16 protein-coding genes are annotated in these 20,664 nt (G+C 69.5%); 11 read left to right on the top strand and 5 right to left on the bottom strand.

Features of this window, described 5'->3' with window-relative positions; genetic code table 11:
* Nucleotides 1–1,107, bottom strand: a complete 1,107-nt coding sequence (locus G3N62_RS14640) for a substrate-binding domain-containing protein (RefSeq protein WP_124669189.1) — start codon at nt 1,105–1,107, stop codon at nt 1–3.
* A 131-nt stretch (nt 1,108–1,238) separates the two neighbouring features.
* Between G3N62_RS14640 and G3N62_RS14635 the strand changes: the two genes are divergently transcribed.
* From G3N62_RS14635 to G3N62_RS14620, 4 genes are read left to right on the top strand one after another with little or no spacing between them, the layout of a single operon-like run.
* On the top strand, nt 1,239–1,739 hold the full coding sequence (locus G3N62_RS14635) for an NAD(P)H-dependent oxidoreductase subunit E (protein WP_049033191.1): 501 nt from the start codon (nt 1,239–1,241) through the stop codon (nt 1,737–1,739).
* Nucleotides 1,736–3,313 carry a formate dehydrogenase beta subunit gene (locus tag G3N62_RS14630; RefSeq protein WP_034187416.1) on the top strand — a complete coding sequence of 526 codons (1,578 nt, stop codon included), beginning with the start codon at nt 1,736–1,738 and terminating at the stop codon, nt 3,311–3,313. The genes G3N62_RS14635 and G3N62_RS14630 overlap by 4 nt, the downstream gene beginning before the upstream one ends.
* Before the next feature lie 17 nt (nt 3,314–3,330).
* On the top strand, nt 3,331–6,282 hold the full coding sequence (fdhF, locus tag G3N62_RS14625; RefSeq protein ID WP_124669190.1) for a formate dehydrogenase subunit alpha: 2,952 nt from the start codon (nt 3,331–3,333) through the stop codon (nt 6,280–6,282).
* 7 nt (nt 6,283–6,289) lie between these two features.
* Entirely contained in the window at nt 6,290–6,541 is a 252-nt protein-coding gene (locus tag G3N62_RS14620) for a formate dehydrogenase subunit delta (protein ID WP_124669191.1), read from the top strand.
* A gap of 8 nt (nt 6,542–6,549) precedes the next feature.
* On the opposite strand, the gene G3N62_RS14615 is transcribed toward G3N62_RS14620, so the two are convergent.
* Nucleotides 6,550–8,196, bottom strand: a complete 1,647-nt coding sequence (locus tag G3N62_RS14615; RefSeq protein WP_124669192.1) for an FAD-dependent monooxygenase — start codon at nt 8,194–8,196, stop codon at nt 6,550–6,552.
* A 58-nt stretch (nt 8,197–8,254) separates the two neighbouring features.
* On the opposite strand from G3N62_RS14615, the gene G3N62_RS14610 reads away from it, so the two are divergent.
* On the top strand, nt 8,255–10,168 hold the full coding sequence (locus tag G3N62_RS14610) for a tetratricopeptide repeat protein (RefSeq protein WP_034187412.1): 1,914 nt from the start codon (nt 8,255–8,257) through the stop codon (nt 10,166–10,168).
* A gap of 93 nt (nt 10,169–10,261) precedes the next feature.
* Here G3N62_RS14610 and G3N62_RS14605 read toward each other — a convergent pair whose 3' ends face one another.
* The gene (locus tag G3N62_RS14605; protein ID WP_124669193.1) at nt 10,262–11,557 is read right to left on the bottom strand and encodes an MFS transporter; all 1,296 of its coding nucleotides are present in this window, start codon (nt 11,555–11,557) and stop codon (nt 10,262–10,264) included.
* A gap of 316 nt (nt 11,558–11,873) precedes the next feature.
* Here G3N62_RS14605 and G3N62_RS14600 point away from each other — a divergent pair, with 316 nt between their 5' ends.
* Complete coding sequence (locus G3N62_RS14600; RefSeq protein WP_124669194.1) at nt 11,874–12,830, top strand: hypothetical protein; 957 nt, start codon at nt 11,874–11,876, stop codon at nt 12,828–12,830.
* 91 nt (nt 12,831–12,921) lie between these two features.
* On the opposite strand, the gene G3N62_RS14595 is transcribed toward G3N62_RS14600, so the two are convergent.
* Both G3N62_RS14595 and G3N62_RS14590 read right to left on the bottom strand, forming a co-directional pair.
* Nucleotides 12,922–13,611 carry a DUF2968 domain-containing protein gene (locus G3N62_RS14595; RefSeq protein WP_034187409.1) on the bottom strand — a complete coding sequence of 230 codons (690 nt, stop codon included), beginning with the start codon at nt 13,609–13,611 and terminating at the stop codon, nt 12,922–12,924.
* 115 nt (nt 13,612–13,726) lie between these two features.
* A complete protein-coding gene (locus tag G3N62_RS14590) occupies nt 13,727–14,899 on the bottom strand; it encodes a type 1 glutamine amidotransferase (RefSeq protein ID WP_124669195.1) in 1,173 nt (390 codons plus the stop codon).
* Between the two features lie 257 nt (nt 14,900–15,156).
* On the opposite strand from G3N62_RS14590, the gene G3N62_RS14585 reads away from it, so the two are divergent.
* The 5 genes from G3N62_RS14585 to G3N62_RS14565 all read left to right on the top strand — a co-directional run bounded on the left by G3N62_RS14585 (nt 15,157) and on the right by G3N62_RS14565 (nt 20,521).
* Nucleotides 15,157–15,837: a GntR family transcriptional regulator gene (locus G3N62_RS14585; RefSeq protein ID WP_034187407.1), complete on the top strand. Its 681-nt coding sequence runs from the start codon at nt 15,157–15,159 to the stop codon at nt 15,835–15,837.
* 7 nt (nt 15,838–15,844) lie between these two features.
* On the top strand, nt 15,845–17,221 hold the full coding sequence (locus G3N62_RS14580) for an amidase (RefSeq protein ID WP_034187406.1): 1,377 nt from the start codon (nt 15,845–15,847) through the stop codon (nt 17,219–17,221).
* A gap of 137 nt (nt 17,222–17,358) precedes the next feature.
* Entirely contained in the window at nt 17,359–17,871 is a 513-nt protein-coding gene (locus tag G3N62_RS14575) for a disulfide bond formation protein B (protein ID WP_034187405.1), read from the top strand.
* Between the two features lie 601 nt (nt 17,872–18,472).
* Nucleotides 18,473–19,477 carry a xanthine dehydrogenase accessory protein XdhC gene (gene xdhC / locus G3N62_RS14570; protein WP_124669196.1) on the top strand — a complete coding sequence of 335 codons (1,005 nt, stop codon included), beginning with the start codon at nt 18,473–18,475 and terminating at the stop codon, nt 19,475–19,477.
* An 18-nt stretch (nt 19,478–19,495) separates the two neighbouring features.
* Entirely contained in the window at nt 19,496–20,521 is a 1,026-nt protein-coding gene (locus G3N62_RS14565; protein WP_034187403.1) for an adenosine deaminase, read from the top strand.
* The last annotated feature ends 143 nt before the right edge of the window (nt 20,522–20,664 follow it).

The raw sequence follows: 20,664 nt of genomic DNA, 5'->3' as shown, positions 1-20,664 counted from the left end.
TTACCGGGAATTGCCGTGCCGCGCCTGCGCGCCGTCGTCGCCGGCCAGCCCGGCCGCGATGCCCGTCAGCGTGCCGCACGCGGCCGGATCGTAGCCGTCCAGATGCGCGACACGCTCGACGAAACGTGCGTCGCGCAGCAGCGCCAGTACGCCGGCGAGCGGCCGGGCGTCGAGCCGCGCACGTTCGCATGCGAAGTAATAGTCCTCGTCGACGACCGGGATGAAGTCGAGCCCGAAATGATGCGCGGCCGGCTCGACGCCGAAGCCGAGATCGGCCATCCCGCTCGCGACGAATGCCGCGATCGCCGAATGCGTGAGCTCGGCCGATGCATAGCCGTCGACGCGCTCCGGATCGATGCCGATCGCACGCAGCGCGAGGTCCAGCAACATGCGCGTGCCCGACCCCGGCTGCCGGTTGACGAAGCGGATGTCGTTGCGCGCGAGATCCGCGAGACCGCGGACCTGCTTCGGGTTGCCACGCAGCACGAACAGCCCCTGTTGACGACGCGTCAGGTGGATCAGCACGTGGCGCGTGTCGTCGAGCCACGGCCGGTAGATCTGCGCGCACTGCGCGCGGAACGCGCCGCGCGGCAGATGGAAGCCCGCCAGGTCGCATTCGCCGCGCGAGAGCGCCTGTACGGCCTCGATGCTCTCGCGATACTTGATATCGACGGCCGCCTGCGCATCGACGAGCGCGGAGACGAGCGTCGCGACCGCGTAGCCGTGCGACGCATGGATGCGCACGGCGCCGTCGCGCTGCGCGAGCCGCCGGTTCAGGTCGCTCGCCACTTCGGCCGCCAGCGTGCGCAAATTCCCGTCGAGCCGGCTGCGCGCGAGGCGCTGCGCATCGACGACCGCCTGCCCGAGCGCCGACAGCGTCGAGCCCTTGCCGCGTGCCGTTTCGATCAACTCGCCGCCGATGCACGCTTCCAGCGCGCGGAGCATGCCCCACGCGTGCCGGTACGACAGCCCCTTGGCCTGTGCCGCCTGCGCAATGCTGCCCGTGTCGGCCACGAGTTCGAGCAACGGCGCGACGTCCGACAGGCTGGCCGACCGGCCTTCCGTGTCGCGTACGGTCAGATACGCGTCGCATTCGATCCGAATCAATTATGCACTCCGATTTCCTATTGCGACCGCGGAATGTTCCGCTTATGGTTGATAAAAATCAATCAGAACGAAGTCGAGATGCGCACTATATGAACTGCAAGCGCATATGAGATTTTGGAGGAGCATAACCGATGTCCCCGAATTCCCCTGCGCCCGACGCGCTCGTCGAGCGTCATGCGCGCGCCGGCCGGTCGCTCGTCGCGATCCTGCACGCGATCCAGGACGACGCGGGCTACGTGCCGCCGGGTTGCGTCGCACCGCTCGCCAAGGCACTCAACCTGTCGCGTGCGGAAGTCCACGGCGTACTGACTTACTACCATCACTTCCGCACCGCGCCGCCCGCGCGCGTGACGATCCAGATGTGCCGCGCCGAAGCGTGCCGCAGCATGGGTGGCGAAACGCTCGCCGCCCATGCGGAGGCGCGCACGGGCTGCCGGTTCGACGCGGCACACGGCGATGCCGCCGCTGCGCGCGCGCCGGACGCCGTCGCGCTCGAATCGGTGTACTGCCTCGGATTGTGCGCGCAGTCGCCGTCGCTGACGGTCAACGGCGTGCTGCACGCGAAGGTCACGCCGGAGAAATTCGACGCGTTGCTCGCCGACGCGGTCGCCCACTCGCAGGAGGCCGCATGACGACCCGCATCTACGTTCCACGCGATTCGTCCGCGCTGGCGCTCGGCGCGGACGCGCTCGCCGCCGCGATCGTCGCGGAGGCCGAACGGCGCGGCGTCGCGATCGAACTGGTCCGCAACGGCTCGCGCGGGCTGCTGTGGCTCGAGCCGCTCGTCGAGATCGGCACGGCCGCGGGCCGCGTCGGCTATGCAAACCTGTCGGCCACCGACGTGCCCGCGCTGTTCGACGCCCACTGGCTCGAGGGCGGCACGCACCCGAGCAGCGTCGGCCTCGTCGACGCACTGCCCTATCTCGCGCGCCAGCAGCGCCTCACGTTCGCGCGGATCGGCCTGACCGACCCGCTGTCGATCGACGACTACCTGCGGTACGAAGGACTCGCCGGCCTGAAGAACGCACTGTCGCTCGACGGCGACGCCGCCTGCGAGACGCTGATCGAATCGGGGCTGCGCGGCCGCGGCGGCGCGGCGTTCCCGGCCGGCATCAAGTGGCGCACCGTGCGGCACGCGCACGCCGCGCAGAAATACATCGTCTGCAACGCGGACGAAGGCGATTCGGGCACGTTCTCCGACCGCCTGATCATGGAGTGCGATCCGTACTGCCTGATCGAAGGGATGATCATCGCAGGCATCGCGACGGGCGCGACGGTCGGCTACATCTACGTGCGCAGCGAATACCCGCACGCGATCGCGACACTCGAAGCCGCGATCGTCCGCGCGCGCGAAGCCGGCTGGCTCGGCGAGCACGTGCTCGGCTCCGCGCACGCGTTCGAGCTGCACGTCGCGAAAGGCGCGGGCTCGTACGTGTGCGGCGAGGAAACCGCGCTGCTCGAATCGCTCGAGGGCAAGCGCGGCGTCGTGCGCGCGAAGCCGCCGCTGCCGGCGCTCGCGGGCCTGTTCGGCCAGCCGACCGTCATCAACAACGTGATCACGCTCGCGACGGCGCCGGTGATTTTCGCGCGCGGCGCGGCGTTCTACCGCGACTACGGGATGGGCCGCTCGCGCGGCACGCTGCCGTTCCAGCTGGCGGGCAATATCCGTCAAGGCGGCCTCGTCGAACTCGCGTTCGGCGTCACGCTGCGCGAACTGCTGTTCGACTTCGGCGGCGGCACGGCCAGCGGCCGGCCCGCTCGCGCCGCGCAAGTCGGCGGCCCGCTCGGCACCTACCTGCCCGACCATCAGTGGGACGTGCCGCTCGACTACGAGGCGTATGCGGCGATCGGCGCGGTCGTCGGTCACGGCGGCATCGTGCTGCACGACGACACCTCGAACCTCGCCGAACTGGCCGAATACGCGATGAAGTTCTGCGCGATCGAATCGTGCGGCAAGTGCACGCCGTGCCGGATCGGCTCGACGCGCGGTGTCGAGACGATCGCACGCATCCGCGACGGCGACACGTCGGAGCGTCAGGTCACGCTGCTGCGCGACCTGTGCGACACGATGCTGGCCGGCTCGCTGTGCGCGATGGGCGGCATGACGCCGTACCCGGTGCTGTCCGCGCTCGACCATTTCCCCGAAGATTTCGGGCTCGCTGCCGGCAAGGATGCCGCAGCGGGTCCGGTCAAGGCCGCGGCCTGACCCAGAAGGAGCCCTGCATGTCCCTCGACACGAACAACGTCCGCCAAGGCGGCTGCGGCTCGGGCCAATGCGCGTGCAAGAGCGCCGCTCAGGCGCGTGCCCGCGATCCGTTCGACGATACCGACTACGGCACGCCGCAACGGCATGCCGACACCGACGTCACGCTCGAAATCGACGGCCAGCCGGTGACGGTGCCGGCCGGCACATCGGTGATGCGCGCGGCGATCGAGGCCGGCGTCAACGTCCCGAAGCTCTGCGCAACCGATTCGCTCGAGCCGTTCGGCTCGTGCCGGCTGTGTCTCGTCGAGATCGAAGGCCGGCGCGGTTATCCGGCGTCGTGCACGACACCCGCCGAAGCCGGCATGAAGGTGCGCACGCAGTCGGACCGGCTGCAGTCGCTGCGTCGCAACGTGATGGAGCTGTACATCTCCGACCATCCGCTCGACTGCCTCACCTGCCCCGCCAACGGCGACTGCGAATTGCAGGACATGGCGGGCGTGGTCGGGCTGCGCGAAGTGCGCTACGGCTTCGACGGCGCGAATCACCTGAAGGACCGCAAGGACGAATCGAATCCGTATTTCACGTACGACCCGTCGAAGTGCATCGTCTGCAACCGCTGCGTCCGCGCATGCGAGGAAACGCAGGGCACGTTCGCCCTGACGATCGCCGCACGCGGTTTCGAATCGCGTGTCGCCGCGGGCGAAAGCGAATCGTTCATGGCATCGGAATGCGTGTCGTGCGGCGCGTGCGTCGCCGCATGCCCGACGGCCACGCTGCAGGAAAAATCCGTCGTGCAGCTCGGGCAGGCCGAACACTCGGTCGTCACGACCTGCGCGTACTGCGGTGTCGGCTGCTCGTTCAAGGCCGAGATGAAGGGCACGCAGGTCGTGCGCATGACGCCGCACAAGAACGGCCTCGCCAACGAAGGCCACGCGTGCGTGAAGGGACGTTTCGCCTGGGGCTACGCGACGCACAAGGACCGCATCACGAAGCCGATGATCCGCGAGAAGATCACCGACCCGTGGCGCGAAGTGAGCTGGGACGAAGCCCTCACGTATGCGGCTACGCAATTCCGCAAGCTGCAGCAGAAGTACGGCCGTGACTCGATCGGCGGCATCACGTCGTCGCGCTGCACGAACGAGGAAACCTATCTCGTGCAGAAGCTCGTGCGTGCCGCGTTCGGCAACAACAACGTCGATACCTGCGCGCGCGTGTGCCATTCGCCGACCGGCTATGGTCTCAAGACGACGCTCGGCGAATCGGCCGGCACGCAGACGTTCGCCTCGGTCGGCCAGGCCGACGTGATCGTCGTGATGGGCGCGAACCCGACCGACGGCCACCCGGTGTTCGGCTCGCGGATGAAGCGCCGCGTGCGCGAAGGCGCGAAGCTGATCGTGATCGACCCGCGCCGCATCGACGTCGTCGACGGCCCGCACGTGAAGGCCACGCACCACCTGCAACTGCGCCCCGGCACCAACGTCGCGATCGTCAACGCGCTCGCGCACGTGATCGTCACCGAGGGGCTCGTCGCCGACGTCTTCGTCGCCGAACGCTGCGATACCCGCGCATTCGAGCAATGGCGCGAATTCGTGTCGCGCGACGAGAATTCGCCGGAGGCGACCGCCGACGTGACGGGCGTGCCGGCCGAACGCGTGCGCGAAGCCGCGCGCCTCTATGCGACGGGCGGCAACGCGGCGATCTATTACGGGCTGGGCGTCACCGAACACGCGCAAGGCTCGACGACGGTGATGGGCATCGCGAACCTCGCGATGGCGACCGGCAACATCGGCCGCGAGGGCGTCGGCGTCAATCCGCTGCGCGGCCAGAACAACGTGCAGGGGTCGTGCGACATGGGCTCGTTCCCGCACGAACTGCCCGGCTACCGGCACATCAGCGACGCGGTCGTGCGCGCGCAGTTCGAGCAGGCGTGGTCGGCCACGCTGCAACCGGAACCGGGGCTGCGCATCCCGAACATGTTCGACGCGGCGCTCGACGGCAGCTTCAAGGGGCTCTACTGCCAGGGGGAGGACATCGTCCAGTCGGACCCGAACACGCAACACGTGGCGGCCGCGCTGTCGGCGATGGAATGCATCGTCGTGCAGGACATCTTCCTGAACGAGACCGCGAAATATGCGCACGTGCTGCTGCCGGGTTCGACGTTCCTCGAGAAGGACGGCACGTTCACGAACGCCGAGCGCCGCATCTCGCGCGTGCGCAAGGTGATGCCGCCGCTCGCGGGCTACGCGGACTGGGAAGTGACGCTGCTGCTGTCGCAGGCGCTCGGCTACGACATGCACTACACGCATCCGTCGGAAATCATGGACGAGATCGCGCGGCTCACGCCGACCTTCTCGGGCGTGTCGTACGAGAAGCTCGACGCGCTCGGCAGCATCCAGTGGCCGTGCAACGAGCACGCGCCGGACGGCACGCCGACCATGCACATCGACGCATTCGTGCGCGGCAAGGGCCGGTTCGTGATCACCAAGTTCATTCCGACGCCGGAGAAGGTCACGCAGCGCTATCCGCTGATCCTGACGACGGGCCGCATCCTGTCGCAATACAACGTCGGCGCGCAGACGCGCCGGACCGAAAACGTCCGGTGGCACGAAGAGGACCGCCTCGAGATCCATCCGCACGACGCCCAGGATCGCGGGATCCGGACCGACGACTGGGTCGGCATCGAATCGCGCGCCGGGCAGACGGTGCTGCGCGCGCTCGTGACGGAGCGCATGCAGCCGGGCGTCGTGTACACGACGTTCCACTTCCCGGAATCGGGCGCGAACGTGATCACGACCGACAGTTCCGACTGGGCGACGAACTGCCCCGAATACAAGGTGACGGCCGTGCAGGTGCTGCCGGTCGCGCAACCGTCCGACTGGCAGCGTGCGTATGCGCGTTTCAACGCGGAGCAGATCGACCTGCTCGAGCGCCGCGCGGCGACGCCCGACACCGTGACGACAGGCAAGTGAGGCAGCGATGGATCAAGGACACCTGATCGACATGGCCAACCAGATCGGCGCATTCTTCGAATCGATGCCCGATCGCGACGAAGCGCTGGCCGGCATCGCCGACCATCTCCGGCGCTTCTGGGAACCGCGGATGCGCCGCGCGTTGCTCGCAGCGCTCGACAATCCGTCGAGCGAAGGCGCGCAACGCGCGGCACCGATCGTGCGCGACGCGGTCGCCGCGCATCGGGCCTCGCTCGTGCCCGCCGCCGCGAGCGTCTGATCGCGCCGCTACGCGGACTGCGTCATGCCCGCGAACCAGGTTTCGCAGTGGCGCAGCAGCGCGTTCGCGTCGGTTGCCGTGCGCCCGCGCACGGCGACATAACCGTCGGGCCGCAACAGGTAGAACGACGGCCGCGAGCGGCCGTATTCCTGCGCCAGGCCGGCGGCGCCATCGCCTGCGGCATCGGTGACGCGCCACGCGCGCACCGCTTCCGGCATGATCCGTTCGAGCCCCTGCACGAGCGCCCGCGCGTCGGCCGACATCGGCGGCACCTCGCCGGTATCGGCATCCGCCGGTTCTTCCAGCAGCAACAGCGTGAAGCTCGCCGGATCGTGAAGATCGTATAACCGCGCCGTCCCCGGTGCGCGGCCGAGCGGCCCGTCGAGCACATGCACGAGTGCATCGGGTGCCCGCTCGCCCGCGCGCGGGCCGCCGTCGAGCACGCGCTCGAGCGTGAGCGGACTTTTCCGGTACTGCACGCCGAGCTCGCTGACCGTGCGCCGCACCGCGTCGCGCATCGGCCCGAACGACGCCAGCAGCGGTACGACATGATCGCGCAGCAGCCGCATCGCACCGCGCTCGGCTTCGACCATCTGCGTGACGAATCCGGTCTGCCGCAACACGTCGCGCTCGATCGGATGGCGCTCCGCGTGGTACGTGTCGAGCAGCCGCTCGGGCGTGCCGGCGCCCAGCACGCGCGCTAGCTTCCAGCCGAGATTGAACGCTTCCTGGATGCCGGTGTTCATGCCCTGCGCGCCGGCCGGGCTGTGGACGTGCGCGGCGTCGCCCGCGAAAAAGACGCGGCCGTGACGCAACCGGTCGACCATTCGGCTATGCAGGTGAAAATAGGACGACCACGCGAGATCGCTCGGGGAGATCGACACGCCGGCACGGCGACGCACGATCGCGTCGCACTCCGCGAGCGTCGGCGTCGGCGCATCGGACGACGCGTCGCTGCCGGGTGGACGGTCGGCCACGAGCCGGTAACGGCCGTCGCCCATCGGAAACAGGCCGGCCATGCCGTCGGACGACGTGAACAGGTGGATCTCTTCGTCCGGCCAATCGGGGATCGCCGCGAAATCGGCAAGCAGGAACGTCTGTTCGAACGCCTGCCCGGCAAAGCCCAGGCCGAGCAGATGCCTGACCGTGCTGTGCGCGCCGTCCGCCGCGATCAGGTACGACGGCGCGAACGACTCGTCGCGGCCGTCCGCGCGGCGGATCGACACGTCGAGCGACGTGCCGCCCGCGTCGCACGCGGTCAGCGTCGCGCCGCGCTCGACCGTCACGCCGAGCTGCGCCAGGTGTTCGGCCAGCAGGCGCTCGGTGATGCTCTGATCGAGAAACAGCAGATACGGATAGCGCGTTTGCAGCGGATCGAAATCGAGCCGCGCGATCTCGCGGCCGTCGGCATGCAGCGCGGCCGCATGCGCGCGATGACCGAGCGCGAGAAACGGTTCGACCGCGCGATGCTGCTCCAGCAGCTCGAGCGTGCGCGCCTGGATGCCGATCGCGCGCGAATACGGCGCGGGCGCCGCGAGACGATCGATGATGCGCACCGGCACGCGGGCACGCACAAGGCTCATCGCCGCGGCGAGACCGGTCGGCCCCGCGCCGACGATCAGCACGGGCGGGATATCGGACAGTGTGTCAGCCATGAGAACCTCGATGACACGCGACCCTGCCAGTCTACGCCGCTCCGCGTGACGGGGCCATATGCCGACCGGCCGACCGGCGGCCCCCCCACGCGGTGTGGGAAAATACGCGCTTTCCGTCAGTTTTCGCGTCATGGATTCCGCATTCGACCGGGCGTACGCCGCACACCGCGCAGGCCGCCTCGCCGAGGCCGAGCACGGCTATCGCAACGCGCTCGCCTCCGACCCCGCCAACGCCGACGCGCTGCACCTGTTCGGCGTGCTGCGGCACCAGCAGGGCCAGCATGCCGAAGCGGCCGACCTCGTCGGCCGCGCGGTCGCGCTGCGCCCGGACGATGCCGCGCTGCAACTCAATCTCGGCAACGCGCTGAAGGCGCTCGGCCGGCTCGACGAAGCGATCGACCGCTTTCGCAACGCGCTGACACTCGCGCCCGAATTCCCGCTCGCGCACTACAACCTCGGCAATGCGTATGCGGCGCTGCAGCGGCACGACGACGCGATCGATGCGTTCGGCCGCGCGCTGCGGCTCACGCCCGACGACGCATCGATCCACAACAATCTCGGCAACGCGCTGAACGCGCTCGGCCGCCACGACGATGCGCTCGCCGCGTTCGGTCGCGCGCTCGAACTGCGGCCCGGGCATGCGGGCGCGCACAACAACCTCGCGATGGCGCTGAACGCGATGGGCCGCGCCGACGACGCGATCACGCACTTCCAGGCCGCGATCGCCGCGCAGCCGCGCTTCGTCGCCGCGCATTTCAATCTCGGCAACACGTTCGACGCGGTCGGCCGGCATGCGGAGGCGGCCGCCGCGTTCGAAGCGGCGCTCGCGCTGCACCCGCCGTTTCCGCTCGCGCTGTTCGGGCTCGCGAACGCCCTGTGCGCCCAGGGGCGCCACCGCGACGCACTGCCCTACTACGAGCGCGCGGTCGGTCTCGATCCGTCGTTCGGCCTCGCGTGGCTGAACCTCGGCAACGCGCATCACGCGCTCCGCGCATACGAGATGGCACTGCGCGCGTTCGACCAGGCACTGCGCGTCGCGCCCGATCTCACGCTCGCGCGGCTGCACCGCGCGGTCACGCTGCTGACGCTCGGCGACTTCACGCGCGGGCTGCCGGCCTACGAAGCGCGCCACGAGACGCCCGGCGCGACGTCGCTCGGCACGCTGCCGCGCTGGCAAGGCGAGCCGATTGCGTCACGCACGCTGCTGATCCGTGCGGAACAGGGGTTCGGCGACACGCTGCAGTTCGTCCGCTTCGTGCCGCTTGCCCGCGCACGCTGCGCGCACCTCGTGCTCGAAGTCCAGCCGGAACTCGTGCCGCTGCTGGCGCCGGCCGCGTCGCGCTGGCGCGTGACGCTCGTCGCACCGGGTGCCGCCAGGCCGCCCGCGGCGGATGTTGCCTGCACGCTGATGAGCCTGCCGTTCCTGCTTGGGCTGCAGCCGGACGACATCGTCGGCGGCTCGCGCTACCTCGATGCGCCCGACAGTGCCCGTCGGCGCTTTCGCGGCTCGCTCGGCGGGCAGTCGAAGCGCAAGTTCGGGCTTGCCTGGTCGGGGCGCCGGCAGGCGCAGGAAAACCGCTCGATGCCGTTCGATGCGCTCGCGCCGCTGCTCGCGCTGCCGGACATCGACTGGATCGTGCTGCAACCCGCGCTCGACGACGACGAACGCGCGCGCGTCGACGCGCATCCGCGCGTGCATCGCTTCGACGGCCGGTTGAACGACTTCGCCGACACGGCTGCGCTGATCGAGCGGCTCGACGGCGTCGTCACGATCGACACGGCCGTCGCGCACCTCGCGGGCGCCCTCGGCAAGCCGCTGTGGGTCATGCTGCCGTTCGCGCCCGACTGGCGCTGGTTCACCGGCGACGACTGCCCGTGGTATCCGCAGGCCCGGATCGCCCGCCAGCCCGCGCCGGGCGAATGGCTCGACGTCGCGGCCACGGTTGCCGGCCAGTTGCGACGCGACGCCTGAACGCAGACGAAAAAAGGGAGCGCGGTGCGCTCCCTTTTTCAATACGATCCACGCGGCCCGTGCCGCGCGACGTGCGCGACGGAATGGTGCCCGTCAGGCCGCCTTGTACTGGTTGCGCGCTTCGGACGTGCGATACAGCACGAGCGTCGCGATCAGCCCGCAGATGGCCGCCACGCTCAGCCACAGTCCCGGCGCCGCCTTGTTGCCGGTCTGGTGGATCAGCAGCGTCGAGATCGCGGGCGTGAAGCCCCCGATCGTCGTCGCCAGGCTGTAGGCGAGCGAGAAGCCGGCCGTGCGCACGTCGGCCGGCATCACTTCGGTCAGCGCGACGACCATCGCGCCGTTGTACGACCCGTACAGGAACGACAGCCACAGCTCGACCGCGAGCAGCCTCAGGAACGACGGATCGCCGACGAGCCACAGCACGGCCGGGTAAGCCGTCAGCAGCGTCAGCACGGTGAACGCGATCAGCACGGGGCGGCGGCCGACACGGTCGGACAGCGCGCCGGACAGCGGCAGCCACACGAGGTTCGAAACACCGACGCAGACGGTCACGACCAGCGCGTCGAGCGACGACAGGTGCAGCACTTCCTTGCCGAAGGTCGGCGTATACGCGGTGATCATGTAGAACGACACCGTCGTCATGATCACCATCCCCATGCCGGCGACCACGACGCCCCAGTTGTCGAGCATCGAGCGCATGATCTCGCCCATCGTCGGGCGATGACGCTTCGCGAGGAATTCGTCGGTCTCCTTCAGCGAACGGCGGATCAGGAACAGGAACGGCACGATCAGGCAGCCGATCAGGAACGGGATGCGCCAGCCCCACGCGGTCATCTCCTCGGCAGGCAGTACGCGATTCAGCAGCACGCCGACGAGCGCGGCGAACACCACCGCCACCTGCTGGCTGCCCGACTGCCACGACGTATAGAACCCCTTGTGGCCCTTCGTCGCGATCTCCGACAGGTACACCGACACGCCGCCGAGTTCGACGCCGGCCGAGAAACCCTGCAGCAGCCGGCCGAGCAGCACGAGCACCGGCGCGAGCACGCCGATCGTCGCATAGCCCGGTATCGCGGCCACCGCGAGCGTGCCGATCGCCATCAGCCCGAGCGTCAGGATCAGCCCCTTGCGGCGGCCGTGATGGTCGATGTATGCGCCGAGCACGATCGCGCCGACCGGCCGCATCAGGAAGCCGGCGCCGAACACCGACAGCGACAGCATCAACGACGCGAATGCGTTGCCGCTCGGGAAATAGGTTTTCGCGATGGCCGACGCGTAGTACCCGTAGACCATGAAGTCGTACATTTCCAGGAAGTTGCCGCTGACGACCCGGAACACGGTGCGGACTTTCGATTCCTGCGCGATGGCGTGTGACGCTGTGGACATGTTTTTCTCGCTCAGCTCGGATGGCGCGAATGCGCGCCGCATGGACCCGGCGATGCGCGCCGCGCCGGGCCGGCGCGCACGGGCATCGCTGCCCGCCGGTGGCGCATCGCACAACGACGCTTGCACCGGCATGGTTCGCGAATGATGCCACGCGAAGCCGACATTTGCCTTGGAGCGCCGCTGTCGTTGCCTTCGTGGCATTCGCCTCGTACGAGTCGCCCTGAAACGGGCAAAAGAATCAGATTGATCTGATCGACCGGCCTTCGTCGGCTGACCACAATGTCACGATTTGCGACGACATGTCCGCGCCGCCCTCATGACCCACTCGCCTCTTGTCCCCGTCGAAGGCGCGCTCGCCCGCCCTCGCGTCGCCCCGCTCGACCACGTGCCGCCGTTCGGCCGCGATTGGAAGTTTCGCGGCGCATCCGGTGCACGGCCCAGCAAGAACTGCCTCGCGACGCTGACGACGTCCTGCATCGACGTCGACCGGCCGCACCGCGAGTGCCGCTGGCAGCCGACGGCGGCGGCCGGATCGCTTGCCGCGCCCGTCGTCGCCGGCCGGCGCGTCCCGCGTCCTTCAGGCAACCGCCGGGACCGGCGCGCGATATACGCAACCTGCTGGAGCATCGGCGCGTTCGGCATCATCGGCTGGCTGATCGCCGCGCATGAACCGTTCACGGGTTTCGGGCCTGCATACGCGCTTCAAGCGACCGACGGTGCGCGCGACCATGCAACGTTTTCGACCGGTACCGTACGGGTCGCGCCAGTTCAGCCGGACACGCCGGCGCACACTTCACCGCGGCACACTTCACCGCGGCACACGGCAGCAGCGCCAACGGCGAAAACTGCGGCGCCGCGATCGGCCGCGCATCGCGATACGCGTCGCCCGGCGCCGCTTCAACCGCAGGCAAGCTCCGGTGTCCAGCGCGCTACGACGCCACCACCGGCGTCCCCGCATCGAACCGCCGGCTCGCGCACGGCAGCGGCGCCGGCCCGGACACCAGGCACCGCGCATGTGGCGGCGCGCCGTCCATCCGGCACCGAACCACCGCGCGCCCAAACACGCGATCGGCTTGCCCCGCCACCACATGCAACGGACACACGCGAAGCCGGCGCCACGCCGGACGATCCGCTCACGCTCATCGCGACGGCAAACGCGCTGCGCATCACCCAGCCTGAGCGTGCCATGCACGCCCCCGCCGCCGGGTTCGACTGGACGTCCCGGCTGTCCCACCGCCGACTGACCGATACGCCCGACGCGTTCGCACACTGACGACGCCCCATCCCGGGCCCGCCCAACAAAAAACCCGGCGAAGATCGCTTCGCCGGGTTCCGGTCGTTTTCGCCGTGCGTCCGACGAACCGTTACTTGTGCGCGGGCAGCCCCGATTCGGTCTGCTTCTCGAGTTGCCGCACCTGCTCCTGCAGATCGCGCAACTGCATCTGCGCGGCACGCTTCTCGACCTGCAGCGCCTGCGTCTGTTCCTGCGCCGACTTCTGGCGCTGCGCGACTTCGGCTTGCTGGCTGCGCGCGACGCTCAGGTCCGCCTGCAACTGCTGCGCGCGGTTCGCCTGCAGCGCGATCACGCGTTCGAGAAAGGCTTTCTGCGCCTGCAGTTCGGTACGGCGGATCTCGATATCGGCGAGTTGCACGGTCTGCTGGACGAAGTTTGCGTAGACCATCTCCGCGCGGTTCTTTTCCTGCGACCGGATCACGCGCCACAGATTCTTGTCCTGGAACAGCGCGACGTAGTACGTCATCTCGCGCGGATCGAACATCAGGCTCGCGCCGTAGCTGCCGTTGTACGTCGTGCGCATTTCGACGATCCGGCCGTCGTGCAGCATCCGCGTCAGCTCGGCGACGTTGCCTTGCGCGGTTGCGTCCGTCGCGGCCGGCGCCGGCGCCTCGGCACCGCTCAGGCTCGTGACTGCCGGGCGCGTTCCGGCGACGGGTGCGGTCGCGTCGGCCGACCAGGCCGCGCCCGCTTGCGCGCAGGCAGCCAGCGCAACGATCCACGCAGCGCATCGTGCAGGGGAAATATTTCGGAAAGCCAACGTCGGACTCCGGCGAACGAATCGGAACTCGCGATTATCGTTCAAAAAGAAACGGCCGCATCTCGAATTTATCGGGAAGCGGCCGGCCTTCGGACAACGCCGGAAATACGGCTGGCTACAGACGCGTTTCACGCGCCGCGCGCAGGAATGCATCGAGCAGCGGCGTGCAGTCGAGCAACTCCGCGCCGCCCGCACGATGGAACTCGGGGTGCCATTGCACGCCGACGACGAACGGCGAACGACGATGGCGGATGCCCTCGATGATCCAGTCGCCGGCCGACACGGCCTCGATGTTCAGGTCGCGGCCGAGATCGCGGATCGCCTGGTGGTGGATCGAGTTGACGATCGCTTCGCTGCGCCCGGGGAACATGCTCGCCAGCGTCGACGTGTCCGGGAAGCGGATCGCGTGACGATGCTGGTCGTAATGCTCGCTCACGTGCGCATTCGCGGTCGGCACATCGGTGGCGATGTCCTGGTACAGCGAGCCGCCGAACGCGACGTTGATCAGCTGGCAGCCGCGGCACACGCCGAGGACGGGTTTGCCGGACTCGACGAATTCATGCAGCAGCTCGAGTTCGTACATGTCGCGCACGCGATCGCCCGGCCATTCGGGGCGCACATCCGAGGCCGCGTAGGTTTGCGGCGACACGTCGGCCCCGCCTTGCAGCAGCAGGCCGTCGAGATGCTTCGCGTAGTCGCGCAGACGGATGTTGCTCGGGTGGATCATCCCCTGGTGGCCGACGGTCGGAATCATGAACACGAGCACGTCGCGCGACATCACCCAGTGGGCGATCGATTCCTCGAGATACTGCAGCGTCTTGCCGCGCAGCCCTTTCGCACCCGGTTCCGGATGGAAGATCCGCGCCGACACGCCGATGCGCAGCGTGCGTTGCGTGATGCGCTGGCCGGCGCGATCGAACAGCCGGCGCGCCCGCGCCGCGACGATCCGGCCGAACACCGACCATGGCGTGTCGCTCTGCTTCAGGTAGGCCGGCGGCGCATTCTGCGCGCTCGCGGGCGGCGGCCGCGACGTTTCGAAATCAGGCGGCGCACCGAAGCCGGGAGGCGGCGCACCCGGCTTCGGCGGTGCGACCGCGCCATCGGGGGCGCCGGGCGCACCGGGCTCGGACGCGATCGTGACCGGCGACGCACCGTCCACGGCGACGTTCTGCGCGGCGGCTTGCGCGGCCGGCGCATCGGGCATTTTCGCCGGCTCGGGACGGAGGGAATCGGAGGAAGCGGAAGAGGTGCCGGGCAGACCGGCCGGGGAAGGCGTGTGTTCGCTCATGACGATGGTCTGGTACGTCGCTCACGCGTATGGATAGACGAGGATTCATTATGCTTCAGTGCACGATCGCGCGGCAAACCTGCAACATCCTGTCGCCATTGTTGCAAGTGGTTGCCGGCGGCGCCGGGGCGTGTCCCCCGGCCGCGCGCCCGCACTGGACATCAGTGATATATCACAATAATATCCAGACATCGTCCACGCCTCCCGATCGCCCGCGCCATGATCGCGCCCCGCCCGGCCGCCGCGCCGCTCATCGCATGAATACCCTGACCGACGTCACCCGCGACCGGTTCGCCGCGCCGGCGGCCAGCCTCGCCGACCGTGCGTACGCGCTGATCCAGCGCGACATCATCACGATGCGCCTGAAGCCGGGCGCCGCGCTCAACGAAGCCGACCTCGTCGCGCGCACGGGGATCGGCCGCACGCCGGTGCACCAGGCCGTGCATCGGCTCGTGCTCGAGGGGCTGCTGTCGGTGATGCCGCGCAAGGGCTTGATGGTGCAGCCGCTGTCGCTCGACGACATCGTCGCGGTGATCGACGTGCGGCGCATCAATGAAGCGCACTGCGCCGAACTCGCCGCGCGCCACGCGACGCCGGACGATCTCGCGCGCCTGGCCGCGCTGCTCGACGACGGACAGGCCTGCGTCGACACGCATGACGTGGAGGGGATGATGGAACTCGACCGCGCGTTTCACCAGGCGATCGCCGCCGCCGCGCGCAACGCGGTCCTCGCCGAGATCCTGCGCGCGCTGCACGAGCGCTCGCTGCGCTTCTGGTTCGTCACGCTGTCCGAACCGCATCATCTCGCCGACGTCCAGCACGAACACCGCGCGTTGTTCGACCGGCTGTCCGCCCGCGACGCCGCCGGCGCGCGCGACGCCGTCGAGCGCCATATCGATTCGTTTCGCTCCACCCTTCTTCAACATCTTCGCCCCTGAGCCGCTCATGACCACGTTCACGCCGTTCCCCCCGCTCGCCCAGCTCGCCGCCGACCTCGCGGCCGGCCGCACCACGAGCCGCGCGCTCGTCGATACCGCGCTCGACCGGATCGCCGATCCGTCGGGCCAGGGCGCCGTCGTCTTCACCGAAGTCGACGCCGACAACGCGCGCGCGGCCGCCGACGCGCACGACCGGCTGCGCGCCGCGGGCACCGTGCTGTCGCCGCTCGCGGGCATCCCGGTGTCGGTGAAGGACCTGTTCGACGTCGCGGGCCAGGTGACGCGCGCGGGTTCGCGCGTGCTCGACGGCGCGCCGGCCGCGCGCACCGATGCAGTCGCCGTCGCGCGGCTCAAGCGTGCGGGCGCGGTGCTGGTCGGCCGCACCAACATGAGCGAATTCGCATTCTCGGGGCTCGGGCTGAATCCGCACTTCGGCAATCCGCGCTCGCCGTACCATCGCGACGTGCCGGGCGATGCGCGGATTTCCGGCGGTTCGTCGTCGGGCGCGGCCGCGTCCGTCGCCGACGGGATGGCCGCCGTCGCGCTCGGCACCGACACGGGCGGCTCGATCCGCATTCCGGCCGCGCTGTGCGGGCTGACGGGCTTCAAGCCGACCGCGAGCCGGATCCCGACGCAAGGCGGCGTGCCGCTGTCGACGACGCTCGACTCGTTCGGCCCGATCGGCCTGACGGTCGCGTGCTGCGCCCTCGTCGACCGGATGCTCGCGGGCCTCGAGCCGCACGTGCCGGCCGCCCGGCCGCTCGAAGGCGTGCGGCTCGGCGTGCTGACGAACTACGTGACGGATGGCGTCGACGCCGACGTCGCGGCCGCGCTCGACACCGCGCTCAAGCATCTCGAAGCCGCCGGCGCGATCGTCACCGACGTGCGCTTCGCCGCGCTCGACCGGCTGCCGGAGATCAACCGCTTCGGCTTCTCGCCGATCGAGGCGTACGCCTGGCATCGGCCGCTGCTCGCCCGACATCGCGACCAGTACGACCCGCGCGTGCTGACGCGGATCCTGAAGGGCGAACCCGCGAGCGCGGCCGACTATCTCGACCTGCTCGCCGCGCGCGCCGCGATGCTCGACGAAGCCGCGCACACGGTCTGGGCGCGCTTCGATGCGCTCGTCGCGCCGACGGTGCCGGTCGTGCCGCCGCGCATCGCCGACCTCGAAACGGACGACGACGCGTTCACGCGCACCAATGCGCTGATCCTGCGCAACCCGAGCGCATTCAACTTCCTCGATGCGTGCGGACTGTCGCTGCCGTGCCATCCGCGCGACGCGGCGCCGGTCGGCCTGATGCTCGCGGCGGCGCCGCATCGCGACGACGCGCTGCTCGCGATCGGCCAGGCAGTCGAGGCCGTGCTGAACACGATCCGCTGACCGCATCGCCGATCGCCGGCGGGCGATGCGCGCGGTGCGGCAGGTTGCCGCACGCGCGCTGTCAGTTTCGTGCCAGACCGTTCGCGCTAAAATCGCGCGATTGTTTTCCGGACCGACCGACGAGGAACCCCGCCGACATGAACGACTACACGCTTGCGCTACGCCGTGAACGCCGCCTGCTGATGCTGCTCGGATGGGCGTGCATCGCCCTGCTGGCCGGCGCGCTGTACCTGCAGTACGTGAAGAACGAAGATCCGTGCCCGCTGTGCATCATCCAGCGCTACTTCTTCTGCGCGATCGGGATCTTCGCGTTCCTGGCCGCCGGGATCCGCAACTGGCGCGGCATCTGGGTGCTCGAGCTGCTGATCGCGATCGCCGCGGCCGGCGGTGTCGGCACGGCCGCGCGGCACCTGTCGATCCAGATGAATCCGGGCTTCAGCTGCGGCTTCGACACGCTGCAGCCGATCGTCGACAGCCTGCCGCCCGCGCAGTGGTTCCCCGGCATGTTCAAGGTCGCCGGGCTGTGCGAGACCGTCTACCCGCCGATCCTCGGCATCCTGCTGCCCGGCTGGGCGCTGATCGGCTTCGCCGTGATCCTGGCCGCGGTCGTCGCGAGCCTCTGGCGTCATCGCCGCAAGCTCGCCCGCTGACCGGCCGCTGTTGCGGCCGCCGGCAAGTGCGGCCCGGCCGATCGGGCCGCACGCCGGCGACGCGAACCGCCGCTTCCGCCCGCCCTGTCCGGCCGGCCGCGCGTAAACCCCTACCCCGCCGCCGCCCGGATCGCCGGACGAACGCGCGTCGCGCAACCGACGCGCCCCCGCCCCGTCACGCGTGCGTTTCGGCCCGATGCGCACGCATCGGCGCCCCGATCCCGCGCGGCGGGCCTATGATCGACATGATCGCCTCCTGATAGCCCGGATCACTGCCCGGCCATGTTCGCGCCGCGCGGCGATGCTATCTTCGGGACTGGATGGCGATCTACGTGCGCGAGGCCAGGCGGTCTCACCACCCCTGCGTAACGCGCGCCCGATCCGCAATGTCGACTGGATTCCTCATGACAACGCAAACCATCCGCATCCGTCACCCTCATGGCGTCCGCGTGTCCGGCGGCGCCGTTCGCGCGCAGCGTCGGCGCGCTGCCGTCGTCCCGCATCAGCCGTGCGGCCGGCCGGCCCTGCTCCCGTCCGTCATCGCCACGCCCGCCGGCCCGCGCCGCGTGTCGTGCCGCGTCGTTCCGAACGGGGTGTGCTGATGGAAGCCTGGCTCGGCGATCTGCAGCAACTGCTCGCGCACGGCGAAGCGGCCGTGCTCGTGACGGTCGCGCATACCGACGGCTCCGCGCCGCGCGAGGCCGGCACCAAGATGCTCGTCACGCGCGACACGGCCCGCCATACGATCGGCGGCGGTCATCTGGAATGGAAGGCGATCGAGATCGCGCGACACCTGCTGAAGGATGGCGCGCACGTGCCGCACGCGCGCCGGCTCGAACGGCTCGCGCTCGGCCCGAGTCTCGGCCAGTGCTGCGGCGGCGCCGTGGTGCTCGCGTTCGAGCGGCTCGACGTCGGCGATCTCGGCTGGATCATGTCGCTCGCGAAGCGCGTCGCGGCCGGCGCCGCGACCGTGCGTAGCGTATCATTCGGCCCCTCGCCGGGCGCGCCGCTGTTGAGCGAGCCCGAACCGGAAGCCGCGCGGGCCGACTGCCTGCTGTGGGAAACCGGCGGCGTGTCGCTGATGACCGAGACGATCGCGCCGTTTGCGTTCCCCGTCGTGCTGTTCGGCGCCGGGCACATCGGCACCGCGCTCGTGAAGGTGCTGGCGACGCTGCCGTGCCACGTGCGCTGGATCGACGGGCCCGCTGCGGTGTTCCCGCCGGCCGACGCGCTCGCCGGCATCGGCAACCTCGCGATCGAAGCGGCCGCTGCCCCGGCCGACGCGGTCGACGCCGCGCCGCCGCAGTCCTACTTCGTCGTGATGACGCACGATCATGCACTCGATTTCGTGCTGGCCGAACGCATCCTGCGACGCGGCGACTATGCGTACTTCGGGATGACCGGCTCGCAGGCGAAACGCGTACAGTTCGATCATCGCCTCGCGGCGATCGGCATCGACCCGGCCCAGGTCGCGCGGATGCGCTGCCCGATCGGCGTCGAAGGCATCATCGACAAGGCGCCCGAAGTGATCGCGATCTCGGTGGCCGCGCAATTGCTGCAGGCCGTCGAGGCGAATGCGTCCGCGCAGGCTTCCCCTACCTACTGACCGACCAAGAACGACGCCATGACCCCGACATTCAAGGACAAGATTGCCCGCGCGCCGAAAGCGGAGCTGCACATCCACATCGAAGGCTCGCTCGAGCCCGAACTGATTTTCGCGCTCGCGCAGCGCAACGGCGTGAAGCTCGCGTACGACTCGATCGACGCGCTGCGCGCCGCGTACGCGTTCACCGACCTGCAGTCGTTCCTCGACATCTATTACGCCGGCGCGAGCGTGCTGCTGACCGAGCAGGATTTCTACGACATGACGGCCGCGTACTGCGAACGCGCGCTCGCCGACCACGTCGTCCATACCGAACTGTTCTTCGATCCGCAGACGCACACCGAGCGCGGCGTGCCGATCGAGACGGTCGTCGCGGGCATCGAGCGCGCACTCGCCGATGCCGAACGGCGCGGGCTGTCGAGCAGGCTGATCCTGTGCTTCCTGCGCCACCTGTCCGAAGAGGACGCGCTCGCGACGTTCGAATCCGCGTTGCCGCTGTTCGAGCGCTATCGCCACCGGCTGATCGGCGTGGGCCTCGATTCGTCCGAGCTCGGCCATCCGCCGGCCAAGTTCGCGCGCGTGTTCGAGAAGGCGCGTGCGCTCGGGCTGAAGCTCGTCGCGCATGCGGGCGAGGAAGGCCCGCCCGCCTACATCCACGAAGCGCTCGACGTGCTGAAGGTCGACCGGATCGACCACGGCGTGCGCAGCATCGAAGACGCGGCGCTCGTCGAGCGCCTCGCGAAAACGCGCACCGCGCTGACCGTCTGCCCGCTGTCGAACCTGAAGCTGTGCGTGTTCGACGACATGACGAAGCACACGCTGAAGGCGCTGCTCGATCGCGGCGTCGCGGTGACGATCAACTCCGACGATCCCGCCTATTTCGGCGGCTACGTCAACGAAAACTACTTCGCGACGGCCGAAGGGCTGCAGCTCACGGATGCCGAAGTCCATGCGGTGATCCGCAACGGCTTCGAGGCGTCGTTCATCGAACCGGCGCAGCGCGACGCACTGTACGCGCGCCTCGACGCGTACTGGCAGGCCGCGTGACGGCCCGCATCGAGGAACGCTAGACAGATGAGACACGGCAACGGCATCCGCTTCGCGCCCGCCGGTTCGGCCTTGCGCCGGGCCGGGCGCGAGCGTGCGCGCGCGGCGACGGCGCCGTCCGGCGTCGTGCGCCGTTGCCCGCC

The organism is Burkholderia sp. Tr-20355, assembly GCF_017104685.1.
In the GTDB taxonomy this organism is placed as follows: domain Bacteria; phylum Pseudomonadota; class Gammaproteobacteria; order Burkholderiales; family Burkholderiaceae; genus Burkholderia; species Burkholderia seminalis.
The sequence above is the reverse complement of the archived record's forward strand: the minus strand, read 5'-3'. Positions and strand labels throughout refer to the sequence as shown.

Coding starts and splice junctions, on each gene's coding strand:
- G3N62_RS14580 (WP_034187406.1), top strand. CDS start 15,845: ATGACCACGTTCACGCCGTTCCCCCCGCTCGCCCAGCTCGCCGCCGAC.
- G3N62_RS14620 (WP_124669191.1), top strand. CDS start 6,290: ATGGATCAAGGACACCTGATCGACATGGCCAACCAGATCGGCGCATTC.
- xdhC (WP_124669196.1), top strand. CDS start 18,473: ATGGAAGCCTGGCTCGGCGATCTGCAGCAACTGCTCGCGCACGGCGAA.
- G3N62_RS14615 (WP_124669192.1), bottom strand. CDS start 8,196: ATGGCTGACACACTGTCCGATATCCCGCCCGTGCTGATCGTCGGCGCG.
- G3N62_RS14630 (WP_034187416.1), top strand. CDS start 1,736: ATGACGACCCGCATCTACGTTCCACGCGATTCGTCCGCGCTGGCGCTC.
- fdhF (WP_124669190.1), top strand. CDS start 3,331: ATGTCCCTCGACACGAACAACGTCCGCCAAGGCGGCTGCGGCTCGGGC.
- G3N62_RS14635 (WP_049033191.1), top strand. CDS start 1,239: ATGTCCCCGAATTCCCCTGCGCCCGACGCGCTCGTCGAGCGTCATGCG.
- G3N62_RS14585 (WP_034187407.1), top strand. CDS start 15,157: ATGAATACCCTGACCGACGTCACCCGCGACCGGTTCGCCGCGCCGGCG.
- G3N62_RS14610 (WP_034187412.1), top strand. CDS start 8,255: ATGCCGACCGGCCGACCGGCGGCCCCCCCACGCGGTGTGGGAAAATAC.
- G3N62_RS14600 (WP_124669194.1), top strand. CDS start 11,874: ATGACCCACTCGCCTCTTGTCCCCGTCGAAGGCGCGCTCGCCCGCCCT.
- G3N62_RS14565 (WP_034187403.1), top strand. CDS start 19,496: ATGACCCCGACATTCAAGGACAAGATTGCCCGCGCGCCGAAAGCGGAG.
- G3N62_RS14605 (WP_124669193.1), bottom strand. CDS start 11,557: ATGTCCACAGCGTCACACGCCATCGCGCAGGAATCGAAAGTCCGCACC.
- G3N62_RS14575 (WP_034187405.1), top strand. CDS start 17,359: ATGAACGACTACACGCTTGCGCTACGCCGTGAACGCCGCCTGCTGATG.
- G3N62_RS14590 (WP_124669195.1), bottom strand. CDS start 14,899: ATGAGCGAACACACGCCTTCCCCGGCCGGTCTGCCCGGCACCTCTTCC.